This window comes from Desulfofundulus thermobenzoicus (assembly GCF_009428905.1).
Lineage (GTDB): Bacteria > Bacillota > Desulfotomaculia > Desulfotomaculales > Desulfovirgulaceae > Desulfofundulus_A > Desulfofundulus_A thermobenzoicus.
In genome coordinates this window covers 1-13,308 of sequence record NZ_WHYR01000022.1, presented here as the reverse complement: position 1 = coordinate 13,308, position 13,308 = coordinate 1, and the positions used below count along the sequence as shown (strand labels likewise).

The following is a 13,308-nucleotide window of genomic DNA, read 5'->3' as shown; positions in this document are numbered from 1 at the left end:
GGATGTATGGGATGGAACAAAGAGACGGATCCCATTATAAAATTAAGTTTATTTATCATAGTGGTGATACCAGGTATTACCTGTTGACCGGCCGCTCCGGATTTGCAGCGGCCCATTTTACCTACCCTTTTTCCCACTGGGCGGAAAAAACTTTACTGGTGGTGCCCGAAAAACGGACGGGCAGCGGCATCCTTCCCGGGGGGAAATGGAATACTGAACATTTTATCTTGACATCTGCCGGGGGATGTGTTTTAAATTTAAAAAATGGACGAGGGGAGGAAACTGGTTTTACCGGAGTGTGAAAACCGGGTGATTCAGTGATTAAAGTGGTTGTTTCCGGCGCGGCCGGCCGCATGGGCCGGGAAGTGCTGAAGGCGGTGTGGCAGACCGAAGATCTGGATCTGGTGGGAGCGGTGGATATCCGGGCTGAAGGACAGGATGTGGGGCCCCTGTGGGGCGCACCGGAAGTGGGTGTACCCCTGCAGGCGGATCTGGAGGCAGTGCTTTTGGAAACCCGGCCCGATGTTATGGTTGATTTTACCAGCCCGGCGGCTGTGGCCGGCAATGTGAAAACCGCCCTGCGCCACCGGGTGAGGCCGGTGGTGGGCACCACCGGCATGGGGGCGGACGAACTGGAGGAAATCCGGTCGCTGGCCGCGGATTTAAAAGTGGGTTGTGTCATTGCCCCAAACTTCGCCCTCGGCGCAGTGCTGATGATCCGCTTTGCCGCCGAGGCGGCCAGGTATTTTCCCGATGTGGAGATCATTGAGCTGCATCACGACCAGAAGCTGGACGCTCCTTCCGGTACGGCCATTAAGACGGCCGAGGCGGTGCTGGCCGTGCGGGGGGATTACCGGCAGGGATTCCATGGGGAGGAGGAGAAAATACCCGGTGTGCGGGGCGGCCGCCACGCGGGGGGTATACGCATTCACAGTGTACGCCTGCCCGGTCTGGTGGCCCACCAGGAGGTAATTTTTGGCGGACTGGGGCAGACGTTGACCATCCGTCACGATTCCATTTCCCGGGATTCCTTCATGCCCGGTGTGCTGCTGGCGGTGCGCCGGGTGATGCACCTGGAAGGAGTGGTTTATGGTCTGGAAAACCTGATTTTCGCTTAATAGCATAAAAATCATGACAAGCACCTCCCCCGCCGGCCCCTCATATATTGGTGTTAAATATGAGGCCAAGGAGGGTTTGCCGGCCATGCAGCCAGACCTGCAGGGGAAGACCATAGCGGTACTGGGCGGCGATGCCAGGGAAAAAATCCTGGCCGGGCGGCTGGCGATGCTGGGAGCGCGCCTTATAGTCGCCGGCCTGCCAGTGCAGGGGGAAAATATCACCCCCTGCGAGGATCTGGTCCGGGGACTGGTGGGTGTGCAGGCGCTCATTCTGCCCCTACCCGGCATAAATGACCAGGGACATATTTATTCGGCATTTCTGGACCGGCCGCTGATTCTTTCGGAGGAGCTGCTGGCTCTGCCGGCACCGGGTGCCCTGGTGGTGGTGGGAACGGCCAGACCCAGACTGAAAGAAATGGTGGCCCGGGCAAACCTCCGGCTGGTTGAGGTCATGAAGATGGATGAAGTGGCCATTTTAAACTCCATCCCATCAGCCGAAGGGGCCATCCAGGTGGCCATGGAGAAATTACCCATCACCATTCACGGCAGTTTTTCCCTGGTCCTGGGCTTTGGCCGTACCGGTGCCACCCTGGCCCGTATGCTGGCTGCCCTGGGTGCCCGCACCACGGTGGTGGCCCGTAATCCCGCCCAGCGGGCCAGGGCCTATGAAATGGGCCTTGGAACGGCCGATCTACCTGACCTGCCCTGCCTGGTGGGGGAAGCCGATATCATTTTCAATACCATCCCCGCGCCGGTGCTGGATGAGCATGTACTCTCCCGCGCCAGGGGGACGGTTTTAATTCTGGATCTGGCTTCTGGCGGGGGTACCGATTTTGAGGCTGCCCGGCGGTTGAATCTTACCGCCCTGCTGCTGCCCGGTTTGCCGGGTAAGGTGGCGCCGCAAACGGCAGGGGAGATTATGGCCCGGGTTGTCCCCAGGTTGCTGGCCGAAGGCATTGCATGAAAGCCCCTGGCTTTTCGGAGGTGCTGGTCATGCGCTTTAAAGATGTGCGGGTGGGGTTTGCCGTCACCGGTTCCCACTGCACCCTGGATGAAGTGATGGTTCAGGTGGCAAGGCTGGTTCAGGAAGGGGCCCTGGTTCATCCCATTGTCAGCGCGGTGGTGGATGAGACCGATACCAGGTTCGGTCCGGCTGCCAAATGGAAGGACATGCTGGAAAAGATTGCCGGAAAGCCGGTCATCAACAGCATCGTGGGAGCAGAGCCCATAGGACCGGGTAAACTGCTGGACGTGGTGGTGGTGGCTCCCTGCACGGGCAATACCCTGGCCAAACTGGCCGGTGGAATCACGGATACCCCCGTGTTGATGGCCGTGAAGGCCCACCTGCGCAACCTGCGTCCGGTGGTTCTGGCCGTGTCCACCAATGACGGGCTGGGTATGAACGCTAAAAATATCGGGTTGCTATTGAATACGAAAAACATATATATGGTGCCCTTCGGTCAGGATAGTCCGCAGGGGAAACCCAATTCCCTGAAAGCAAAAATGGATCTTATTCCAGATACCGTTTTATGTGCGCTGGAGGGAAAACAAATTCAACCGGTGCTGATCAACGTGGCTTGATTCCGGTCGTTTAAGGCTTGCTCAAGTTTTTATGGAAATGCCTCCGCTGCCCGTTTTACCGGGCCAGTTTTTTGCTCTGGATCGGGACGGGCGTACCCGGCGGTCCAGGAGGATACGTTAACAAAAGTGATTATTATACTGGGCAAAAAGCAGGTAGCCGGAATTTTACCAAAAGATTTTGCAGGAGGGGAAGCCCTTTGTATAATGTGGTGGTTGTTGGCGCTTCGGGAGCAGTGGGACGGGAAATATTAAAGGTGCTGGATGAACGCCAGTTTCCCGTGGGTGAATTGCGGTTGTGTGCCACCAGCCGTTCGGCGGGAAAACAGATGGTTTTTCGCGGCAAAACCATTACGGTGGAAGAGACCACACCGGATTCCTTTAAGGGAATGGATATAGCCCTTTTTGCCGGCGGTGCCGCCAGCAAACAGTTTGGGCCGGGTGCCGTTGAGCAGGGTTGCGTGGTTATTGACAACAGCAGCAATTTCCGCCTGGATCCCGCAGTGCCCCTGGTGGTGCCCGAGGTCAATCCGGGTGATGTGCGCTGGCATAAAGGGATTATTGCCAATCCCAATTGTTCAACTATTATTATGGTTTTACCGTTGAAAGCCATTGCCGACGCGGCAGGAATTAAACGGGTGGTGGTTTCCACCTACCAGGCCGTCTCGGGCGCCGGCATGGAGGCCATGGAGGAACTCACCGCCCAGACCCGGGCTGTTCTGGATGGGGGGGAATATACGCCCAAAGTTTTTCCCTACCCCATCGCTTTTAATTTGATCCCACACATTGATGTCTTTCAGGAGATGGACTATACTAAAGAAGAATGGAAGATGGTGAAGGAAACGAGAAAGATTCTCCATAATGATCATCTGCCCGTTACCGCCACCACTGTCCGGGTACCGGTTTACCGCAGTCATTCCGAATCCGTAAACATTGAAACGGAAGAAAAGCTATCTGCCACAAGGGCGCGGGAGGTTCTGGCCGCCTTCCCCGGCATAGTGGTCATGGATGATCCGGAGAAAAAGGAATATCCCATGCCGTTGTTCTGTTCGGAGCGGGACGAGGTTTTTGTGGGTCGCATCCGGGAGGATAACTCGGTGCCCCGGGGTTTAAACCTGTGGGTGGTATCCGATCAACTGCGTAAGGGCGCGGCCACCAATGCGGTGCAGATTGCCGAACTGGTGATCCGGTACGGTTGCTTGTTGAGGGGCTAAGGGTCATGCGCTTTCTGGTGCAAAAGTTTGGCGGCACGTCGGTGGCTACGCCGGAATTGCGGGAGAGAGCGGCCCTACGGGTGGCGGCGGCCAGGAAAGAGGGGTATACTCCGGTGGTGGTGGTGTCCGCCATGGGACGGAAGGGGGAACCCTACGCCACCGATACCCTGATCAATTTTGTCCGCCAGGTGTCTCGTGATATTCCCGCCCGGGAAATGGATCTGCTCATGTCCTGTGGGGAAATCATTTCCGGTGTGGTTATGGTGGCCACCCTGGAAAAGATGGGTTATCCGGCCGTTTTGCTCACCGGTGCCCAGGCCGGCATCATTACCGACGGGAACCACAATGAAGCGCGCATTGTCCGGGTGAAACCCGAAAAGTTGCTCACCCATGCCCGGGAAGGGAAAATAGTGGTGGTGGCCGGTTTCCAGGGGATCAGTGAAGATGGGGAGATCACCACCCTGGGCCGGGGTGGCAGTGACACCACGGCGGCCGCCCTGGGTGTGGCGTTAAATGCCGAGTACGTGGATATATATACCGATGTGGAGGGGATTATGACCGCCGATCCCCGCATTGTTACCGACGCCGTGGCTCTGGAGATGGTCACTTACGATGAAATCTGCCAGCTGGCCCACGAAGGGGCCAAGGTGGTTCATCCCCGGGCGGTGGAAATCGTGATGCAGAAAAACATTCCTCTGAGGGTGCGTTCCACCTTCAGCGATGCCCCGGGAACGCTGGTGACCAATTCCGGTGAAGTGTACAAGGGAACCATTGACATTACCCGGGACCGGACCATTACCGGGATAACCCAGATCCCCAATGTGGTGCAGTTTAAAGTGGCCACCGGTGACGGACCGGACGGCCTGGAGCAGCAGCGCCGCCTGTTTAAAGCCCTGGCCCTGGCCGGGATCAGCCTGGATTTCATTAATGTTTACCCCCATCAGGTTGTTTTTACCGTTAAGGAGGATGTGTCCGAAAAGGCGGCGCAGGTAATGGAGAATACGGGTTTCAACCCGGAAATAAGACCGGGATGTGCCAAGGTGGCGGCAGTGGGAGCGGGTATGACCGGTGTCCCCGGGGTGATGGCAGCCATTGTGGAAGCCATGACTAAGGAAAATATTCCTATCCTGCAGTCAAACGATTCCTACACCACCATCTGGGTGCTGGTCAGGCGGGAGGACATGGAAAGGGCCGTGCGGGCACTGCATCGTCGTTTTATTAACGGTGGATGAAAAACGATGAATTATTTCTGAAAGAAGGTGGATGTTTTGGCTGTTGACTTTGGGCGCGTTTTGACAGCCATGGTAACGCCCTTTGGTCGGGATCAGTCGGTGGACTTTAATCAGGTCAGGAAGCTGGCCCGTTACCTGGTGCAGTCCGGTTCCGACGGTCTGGTGGTTTGCGGTACCACCGGGGAGTCTCCCACCCTGACCCGGGATGAAAAGGTGGAGCTGTTCCGGGTGGTGGTGGAGGAAGTGGGTGGTCAGGCCGCGGTCATCGCCGGTACCGGCAGTTATAACACCGCCGAAAGCGTGTCCCTGACCCAGATGGCCGAAAAAGCGGGCGTGGACGGGGTAATGCTGGTGGCACCCTATTATAACAAACCATCCCAGGATGGCCTTTTTGAACACTTCCGGACCATTGCCGCCAGCACCAATCTACCGGTAATGCTGTACAATATTCCCGGACGCACGGGGGTGAATATCCTTCCGGCCACGGTGGCCCGCCTGGCCCAGATTGAGAACATTGTGGCTCTGAAAGAAGCATCCGGCAGCATGGATCAGGTAAGTGAGCTGCGGCGCCTTTTGCCCGATGATTTTGCCATCTACAGTGGCGATGATTCCCTCACCCTGCCCATGATGGCCCTGGGAGCCAAAGGTGTGGTCAGCGTTTGTTCCCATGTGGTGGGTTCGCGGATCCAGGAAATGGTGAACGCCTTCACTGCCGGCAACACCACCCTGGCCACCCAGATTCACCTGGAGCTTTATCCCATCTTCAAAGGCCTGTTTATTACCACCAATCCCGCACCGGTGAAGGCGGCGTTAAACCTGCTGGGCCATCAGGTGGGCAGCCCCCGGTTGCCCCTGGTGGAAGTCACTGCTGCGGAAAAGGAGACCATCAAAAACATACTGGCGGGATTGAAACTAATCTAAACAGCTGCTGGCTGGTATCCCCGGGAAAATGCCGGGAAGGGTTATGGCCATTAACGACTACTTTAAGGAGGGAAGTTACATTCCCTCTTTTTTGATTCCTCTGGTTCCGACTCGTCCGGTCCGGTTTGCATCTGCCCTTGTGCGGGGCAAACAAATCCAGTATAATTAATTCCGGAACTGTCTTGCGTTCGGCTTTCCTGCACGCGGTACAATAGAATATTTCCCCGCCTTCTCCTGTTATCTCACCGTAAAAGTCTTATAGAATTTCCGACTATGATTTTTGGAAAAACAGGTTAGGAGGTGTGTATTTGGCCAGAGAACCCAAACTGGCCCTGATCCCCCTGGGGGGGTTGGGGGAGATCGGTAAAAACATGATGGCGGTGAGATTCGGGGAAAATATTCTGGTGATTGACTGCGGCTTGATGTTTCCGGAGGAAGAGATGCTGGGGATTGATGTGGTCATCCCCGATATTTCTTTCCTTCTGGAAAATAAAGGTTCTGTGTGCGGTATAGTGCTTACCCACGGGCACGAGGACCATATCGGCGCCCTGCCCTATGTCCTGAAACAGTTAAACGTACCTGTATACGGCACCAAACTAACCCTGGGTTTGCTGCAGGGCAAATTGAAGGAGCAGGGTGTGGCCGGCGAAGCTCAACTGCATGTGGTCAAACCCCGGGAGACGGTATGCATTGGCCCTTTCAAGGTGGAGTTCATCCGGGTATCCCACAGCATTCCCGATGCGGTGGCGGTGGCTATTCATACCCCGGTGGGCGTTGTGGTGCATACCGGTGACTTTAAAATCGATCAAACACCGGTGGACGGACAGGTCACCGACTTTTACCGTCTTGCCCAGCTGGGGGAGCGGGGAGTGCTGGTATTGTTGTCCGACAGTACCAATGTGGAACGGCCGGGTTACACCATGTCGGAACGGATGGTCGGAGTCACCTTTGATGAAACCTTTCGCCAGGCCAGGGAACGGATTATCGTGGCCACCTTTGCCTCCAATGTCCATCGCTTACAGCAAGCCATTACCACTGCCCACCGTTACAATCGCAAGGTGGCGGTGGTGGGACGGAGTATGGTTAACGTGGTCAATATTGCCCACGAACTGGGGTATATTGACATACCCGGGGGAACCCTGGTGGAACTGGATGAAGCCAGCCGTCTGCCTAAAAACCAGGTAGTTTTTCTGTGTACCGGCAGCCAGGGTGAGCCCATGTCGGCGCTGACCAGGATGGCCCTGGGAGACCACCGGCAGGTGGAAATTTTGCCCGGAGATACCATCATTATTTCGGCCACCCCCATTCCGGGTAACGAAAAGCTGGTGGCACGCATCATCGATCAACTCTTCAAGCAGGGTGCCCACGTCATCTATGAGGCGGTTTCAGGCATACATGTGAGCGGGCACCCCAGCCAGGAAGAGCTCAAATTGATGATCAACCTGGTGAAACCCCGGTTTTTCGTTCCCGTACACGGCGAATACCGGATGCTGATCAAGCACGCAGAGCTGGCCCGGAGCATGGGTATTCCGGCCGAAAATATCTTTGTGGCCGAAAACGGACATATTCTGGAATTCACCCGCCGGACGGGACGGGTTGCCGGGCGGGTGACGGCCGGCCGGGTGCTGGTGGACGGCCTGGGCGTGGGCGATGTGGGCAACATTGTCCTGCGGGACCGCAGGCAGCTGTCCCAGGACGGGATCCTGATCGTGGTGGTGACCATCAACCGGGAACTGGGCCAGGTGGTGGCCGGGCCGGACATTGTTTCCCGGGGATTTGTCTATGTACGGGAATCGGAGCATCTGCTGGAAGAAGCCCGGGACAAGGTGAAAAGCGCCCTGGAAAAATGTAACGACCGTGGCCTTTCGGAGTGGGCGGCCATCAAATCCCAGGTACGCGACGTGTTAGGAAAGTTTCTTTACGAGAAAACCAGGAGAAGGCCTATGATTCTACCGATCATCATGGAAGTGTAATAAGGGCACGGGTTTAAACCCGTGCCCTTTAAATAAAATGGTAATTCTATATCTCCCGGAATTTCTTTTAATTCAAAAGAATTATCGGGGAGCAATTTGCCACCGTTCCAGCCGGTCCATCCTTAACATTAGATGCTGTGTAATGGCGGATTGTTCCACCACGGTATTGCCTGTTTATGGAATCCCTGTTCAGTGGTGTATTTTTGTTACTGTTCATCCATACTAAATACAGACCACAGTAGAAAGGATGAACGGCCATGTCCGGCGATAATCGTTTTTGGGGTTATGAAGGAGAATACCCTTTCGCACCGGGGGTGGAACCAAACCCGGGAACCCAACCCGGTCCCCAACCCGGCCCGGAACCCCAGCGAGAACCCAATGCACCCGAGACACCCGGCGGTCCCCGACGGGTACAGGGTAAAACGAAGGAAAGTATGGATGCGTTGAAAGAGCTGGGCGCCAGTCCCATGCCGGAGGTTAAAAGCAATATTCACTGCCTCACCATTGTGGGCCAGATTGAAGGCCACCTGGTGCTGCCGCCCCAGAACAAGGCCACCAAGTACGAACATGTAATCCCCCAACTGGTGGCTCTGGAACAGAGCCCGGAAGTGGAGGGGGTGCTGGTGGTGCTCAATACCGTGGGGGGCGACGTGGAAGCCGGCCTGGCCATAGCTGAAATGATTGCCAGCCTCTCCAAACCCACGGTGTCCATTGTGCTGGGTGGGGGGCATTCCATCGGGGTACCGATAGTGCCCTTGTCGCTACCCCCTGGCCTCACGCCAGGATAGGCAAGGGCTTCCTCTTTCGTGTTCCCCCAGGTAACGCACCCGGGGAGGGCGGGCACTTCTGCGGTTCACCCGTTATCCTCGGGTATTAGCCGGACGTTAAACTGGTATGCTATAATTCTCGCCTTCTTGACCTTGAGCCAAGGATGGTCTGTTCATAGCAGCTCAATGAATTCATCTATCGTAATCCCGGCTTTTTCAAGTATGCTTTTTAAAGTTTTGGGCTTCAGAATTTTCCCCGCATGTACAGGAACAACAGCCTGGCGGGAGGAGGAGGAAAAATGCACAAGGTGATAGTGGCTGCCCTTGATGTATTCAACGACAAAGCCGCCACGTCTCAAAGCGGCCACCACGTCAACCCCGGTAACTCTCGGCAGCCGTGGGCTCATACGGTAACTTCCACCAGGTTGTCACCTTTTTCATCATCTGGAGGTACCGGCTGACCGGTGATTATCAGGTACTCCAGGAAGCAGGCAATCGCTTCGCGGGCGTTGGCCAGAGCTTCTTCCCGGGTGTCCCCCTCCGTTACAACCGGCGGAAGGGAAGGAACGAGAACCGTATATCCTCCCTCGGAATCTTGCGCATCGGGCTCGTTCCATTCTAGAACCACATTGTAGCGGCGGGTAACCTTCCGGTTGATCAAGGATGCTTCGGCGAAATTAAGCACCATGCGCAAACGTTCGGGAGGCAGTTTTGACAATGTTTCCAAAACCTTTTGCGGCAGCACGTGGTTCACGCTCCTTTCCAGTTCATTGTACCTCATTACCGTTTTTCTCTATCCCGTTTACGCTTCTCCCTCTCCCACTTAACCTTGAGGTAAGTCAAAATGTCCTCCTTATCGTCCTCATCCAATGGAACACCGTCAAAGTATACGTTAGCGGTCTTAAGAAATTCTTCCAACTCCACATCGGTCGGCGTGGTGTCGCGGTGCCACCAGGAGGGTGTGGAGGAATTGTTTTGATCCCGAGGGTTTTCGTTTCGGCCCAGCAAATAATCTACGCTGCAGTCGAAAAAATCGGCGAGCTTTTGGAGGGTTTCGGGATCGGGGGTGCGTTCCCCTGTTTCGTATTTTGCTATTGCCCAATATGATAACTTAATGGCCTTAGCTAATTCATCGCGACTGATCTGTTTTCCCTCTCGTAATTCTTTAAGGCGTTCTTTAAAGTTAACCACAGACTTCACCCGCTATTAATTTCCTCTTAAAGTAATTTTAGCACATAATGTCCAGGCAAAAAATAATTTGGACGAATAGGGAAAATGCCCTTGATGTTGGACGTTAAGTCCATTATGCTAAACTTAGCAACAGGGCTAAATGTCCGAGTAGGGGGTGATCAAAAATGCGAAAGGTGCTTAGGAACGGCTCGGATAGCCAAGAAAATTTCAGTTTCGGAAATGGCGCGTCGGCTCAATATTTCACCATCATTCTACTACAAAATCGAACAAGGCATTCGTAATTCTACCATAGACCTTGCCAAAGCAATAGGCTGATATTCTTGAAAGCACCATCGATGAGCTTTTTTATACCTGCTACTTGGACAATTAGTCCAGAACGGCAAACAAAGCTGATTGACGACCCGCATGGTACGGTTGACTATTGAGGAAGAGTGTTTGACTGGTAGTATTAACCCTGTCCGTCTACCTGCCGGACAGGGTTGGGAGCAAAACCGGCGGCCATGAAAATTGGGCAGATTGCGGCCAGAAAGGCCGAGTAGCAACATTGAGGTGAATGGCTAAATAATTGTGGAGGGAATTTGGTTTTATTTTATCGAGGGAAGGTAACCTCTCTCAAGCGATTAACATAATATGTAATATATAGTTGCTTGAAGGAGGTTATAAACATGTTGAAATACCTCGTTGGAATACTCTATTTTTATGTAGTTAAAGCTATAAGCAGCTTAAAGCATGCTATACAAAGGAAAAAACCACAAGCTAAGATTTCTGAGCGAATTACACATCTTGACCCGGCATCTATACCAAAGTTTGTCAATCAACTAGTAAAACCGCTGGTTTATAAGCCTTTCGTAATAAAAGTTACAGCAAAAACAAATGAAAAAAATAAAAGGCGGTTTAAGAAAGAGGAGAAAAGACACCTATATATAATAGACATAAGTGAATTCAAGCAGCAGGTTCTTCCTCAGGGCTTTCCCAAAACAACAGTTTGGGGATATGGCGGACTTGTCAAGGATACAAAAACAGGCCGTGTCACGTATTCCAGAAGTGCACCAGGTGCTACTTTTGAAGCAGTTAGAGGCATCCCTGTCATGGTAAAGTGGATTAACAAATTGAAAGGTTCACACCTATTTGCCGTAGATCCGACGTTGCATTGGGTAAATCCCAATAATATGCCGATGGACCCTCCTAAGCCCTGGCCTCCGTTCCCTCCAGGATTTCCTGAAGCACAGAGGCCAGTACCAACAGTAACACACTTACATGGAGGTGAAGTGCCTCCAATTTATGACGGCCATCCTGATGCATGGTTCACTTATAATGGAAAGAGAGGGCCTGCATTCGTTACATCCCTGTATTATTATCCTAACAAGCAGGAACCTGCAACATTATGGTATCATGATCATGCATTAGGTATAACTCGGCTCAATGTATATGCAGTACTTGCAGGTTTTTATCTTCTGCGTGACTCTGATAATTGCAGTCAGAAAAAATTTGCCTTGCCGGATGATAAGTATGAGATGCCAATAGTAATACAGGATAGGTCGTTTAATACAGATGGCTCCTTTTCATTTTATAGGGAAGGATTAAATCCAGACATTCATCCCTACTGGGTGCCTGAATTTCTGGGGGATACTATCATGGTAAATGGAAAGGTCTGGCCTAATCTCGATGTGGAACGGCGACAATACCGGTTCCGTGTTTTGAACGGCTCCAATGCACGATTTTATAACCTGAAAATGTCAAACGGTATGAGGTTTATACAAATTGGAACTGATGGTGGTTTCCTGCCTGAACCGGTAGAGCTTGATACGCTTTTGATTGCACCGGGAGAGCGTGCAGATATCCTGGTAGATTTTTCGAACATAGCACCGGGAACTTCAATAATTCTTTTGAATGATGCTAATGCTCCTTTCCCTTTTGGAGAAGCACCTGATCCAAATACTGTAGGACAAATTATGCAGTTTACTGTTCCCGTTAATTCCACTGAGCCGGTCAAACCACCGAAGCTTCCTGATAAACTTAACAATATACCTACTCTTATGCCCGATTCACCTCAGAGAATACTGACACTAAATGAGGTAATAGGACCTAATGGCCCTGTAGCTCTACTTTTAAACGGCCAGAAGTGGGCAGCTCCGTTTTCTGAATTACCTAAAGTTGGATCAACCGAGGAGTGGGTTATTGTAAATCTGACTACGGATACGCACCCCATACATTTGCACCTGGTACAATGTCAAATTTTAAACCGTCAGGACTTCATGGCAGATGAATATAGAATCAAGTGGGAAGAAATTAACGGAATGCCGCCTTTGGACCATCCAACTGAAGTACTCCCGGTAGACCCCTATTTGATTGGTGAGCCCATTGATCCGGATAATAATGAAAAAGGGTGGAAAGACACTATAAGGGTGAATCCAAATCAGGTAACACGTATAAGGGTAAGATTTGCACCACAGGATTTCCCTGCTTCAGCTGTAAAACCAGGGGAAAATCTGTATTCATTCGACCCAACGCTTGGGCCAGGATATGTATGGCACTGCCATATTCTAGATCATGAAGATAATGAAATGATGAGACCATATAAGGTTAAATCATAGTAAGAAATTCTAACGCCCCCTTTTTGCGAGGGGGTCGCACCTTTACACAAAATAAACGTAACTACTAACTGCGGTATTACCTTGTAGAAGCGGCCAACTCCGTCCCGGGTGTGGGAGCCGGAGCATGCTGAGTTCTGCCGCAGGAAGTATGCCGAAGCCATAATGAAACCAGTGCGGCGGCAGTTCCGGCGGCAGTTCGCCGGTGGCCGCCGAATTCCTCATGTTGGTATCAATGAGGAAGATTATTCGGAAATTACCTACCCGCAAGAGGACGGAAAACAGGACATTCATGTCCCGACCGTCCTCTTTTGTGTTTTTAAGACCATCAGGTGATCCCGGCCCAAACCATATTCCCGAAAGGAGGAATGGGGCGGGCCGGAAGGCCTGCCCCGTTTTCAATGAAAGAAGAAAGACTGCGCGAAGCGCTAAGTAAGCTCTGGCCACTGTCAGGGAAACGAAGAGTCTTTGTGTCCACGATGAACCTTCCCAGGTATGACGGGCCGCCGTAGGTATGCACCCACACGTCCAGGACGGTTCCTCGAGGGTACCGACCTGCTATCCGTCTGACGTTCATGCTTGCGAGGCGGGCCTTTCATCGACGACGCCCTGGCGGCCGGCATTGAAGTGCGGGTCGTGCGGGTATAAGAAAGCCTATAAATCACGAATTAAGGAGATGGTATAAATGCCAGATTCAGTGAAAAGAATAGCGGCGGAGGAAGC

13 protein-coding genes and 1 pseudogene are annotated in these 13,308 nt (G+C 52.9%); 11 read left to right on the top strand and 3 right to left on the bottom strand.

Going from position 1 to position 13,308, the window contains the following annotated elements; genetic code table 11:
- Window positions 1-11 precede the first annotated feature (11 nt).
- The 9 genes and pseudogenes from GFC01_RS09345 to GFC01_RS19380 all read left to right on the top strand — a co-directional run.
- On the top strand, window positions 12-302 hold the full coding sequence (locus GFC01_RS09345) for a hypothetical protein (protein ID WP_152946549.1): 291 nt from the start codon (window positions 12-14) through the stop codon (window positions 300-302).
- Between the two features lie 15 nt (window positions 303-317).
- Window positions 318-1,118, top strand: a complete 801-nt coding sequence (dapB, locus tag GFC01_RS09340) for a 4-hydroxy-tetrahydrodipicolinate reductase (protein ID WP_341473869.1) — start codon at window positions 318-320, stop codon at window positions 1,116-1,118.
- An 85-nt stretch (window positions 1,119-1,203) separates the two neighbouring features.
- A complete protein-coding gene (dpsA, locus tag GFC01_RS09335; protein ID WP_152946547.1) occupies window positions 1,204-2,082 on the top strand; it encodes a dipicolinate synthase subunit DpsA in 879 nt (292 codons plus the stop codon).
- 29 nt (window positions 2,083-2,111) lie between these two features.
- Window positions 2,112-2,699, top strand: coding sequence for a dipicolinate synthase subunit B (locus GFC01_RS09330; RefSeq protein WP_152946545.1), 588 nt, complete (start codon window positions 2,112-2,114; stop codon window positions 2,697-2,699).
- A 197-nt stretch (window positions 2,700-2,896) separates the two neighbouring features.
- Window positions 2,897-3,910 carry an aspartate-semialdehyde dehydrogenase gene (locus GFC01_RS09325; RefSeq protein WP_152946543.1) on the top strand — a complete coding sequence of 338 codons (1,014 nt, stop codon included), beginning with the start codon at window positions 2,897-2,899 and terminating at the stop codon, window positions 3,908-3,910.
- Window positions 3,911-3,915: 5 nt separating this feature from the next.
- Window positions 3,916-5,142: an aspartate kinase gene (gene dapG / locus GFC01_RS09320; RefSeq protein WP_152946542.1), complete on the top strand. Its 1,227-nt coding sequence runs from the start codon at window positions 3,916-3,918 to the stop codon at window positions 5,140-5,142.
- A gap of 36 nt (window positions 5,143-5,178) precedes the next feature.
- The gene (gene dapA, locus GFC01_RS09315) at window positions 5,179-6,063 is read left to right on the top strand and encodes a 4-hydroxy-tetrahydrodipicolinate synthase (protein ID WP_152946540.1); all 885 of its coding nucleotides are present in this window, start codon (window positions 5,179-5,181) and stop codon (window positions 6,061-6,063) included.
- 308 nt (window positions 6,064-6,371) lie between these two features.
- The gene (locus tag GFC01_RS09310) at window positions 6,372-8,036 is read left to right on the top strand and encodes a ribonuclease J (protein ID WP_152946538.1); all 1,665 of its coding nucleotides are present in this window, start codon (window positions 6,372-6,374) and stop codon (window positions 8,034-8,036) included.
- 257 nt (window positions 8,037-8,293) lie between these two features.
- A pseudogene (locus GFC01_RS19380) lies at window positions 8,294-8,785 on the top strand (ClpP family protease); the annotation flags it as partial.
- 191 nt (window positions 8,786-8,976) lie between these two features.
- Here GFC01_RS19380 and GFC01_RS09300 read toward each other — a convergent pair.
- From GFC01_RS09300 to GFC01_RS09290, 3 genes are read right to left on the bottom strand one after another with little or no spacing between them, the layout of a single operon-like run.
- On the bottom strand, window positions 8,977-9,210 hold the full coding sequence (locus GFC01_RS09300; RefSeq protein ID WP_152946536.1) for a type II toxin-antitoxin system HicA family toxin: 234 nt from the start codon (window positions 9,208-9,210) through the stop codon (window positions 8,977-8,979).
- A complete protein-coding gene (locus tag GFC01_RS09295; protein ID WP_152946534.1) occupies window positions 9,207-9,584 on the bottom strand; it encodes a type II toxin-antitoxin system HicB family antitoxin in 378 nt (125 codons plus the stop codon). The genes GFC01_RS09300 and GFC01_RS09295 overlap by 4 nt, the downstream gene beginning before the upstream one ends.
- Entirely contained in the window at window positions 9,584-9,994 is a 411-nt protein-coding gene (locus GFC01_RS09290) for a helix-turn-helix domain-containing protein (protein WP_207707602.1), read from the bottom strand. The genes GFC01_RS09295 and GFC01_RS09290 overlap by 1 nt, the downstream gene beginning before the upstream one ends.
- Window positions 9,995-10,078: 84 nt before the next feature.
- On the opposite strand from GFC01_RS09290, the gene GFC01_RS20180 reads away from it, so the two are divergent.
- Entirely contained in the window at window positions 10,079-10,309 is a 231-nt protein-coding gene (locus GFC01_RS20180; protein ID WP_423244382.1) for a helix-turn-helix domain-containing protein, read from the top strand.
- Window positions 10,310-10,659: 350 nt separating this feature from the next.
- Window positions 10,660-12,588: a multicopper oxidase family protein gene (locus GFC01_RS09280; protein WP_152946532.1), complete on the top strand. Its 1,929-nt coding sequence runs from the start codon at window positions 10,660-10,662 to the stop codon at window positions 12,586-12,588.
- The last annotated feature ends 720 nt before the right edge of the window (window positions 12,589-13,308 follow it).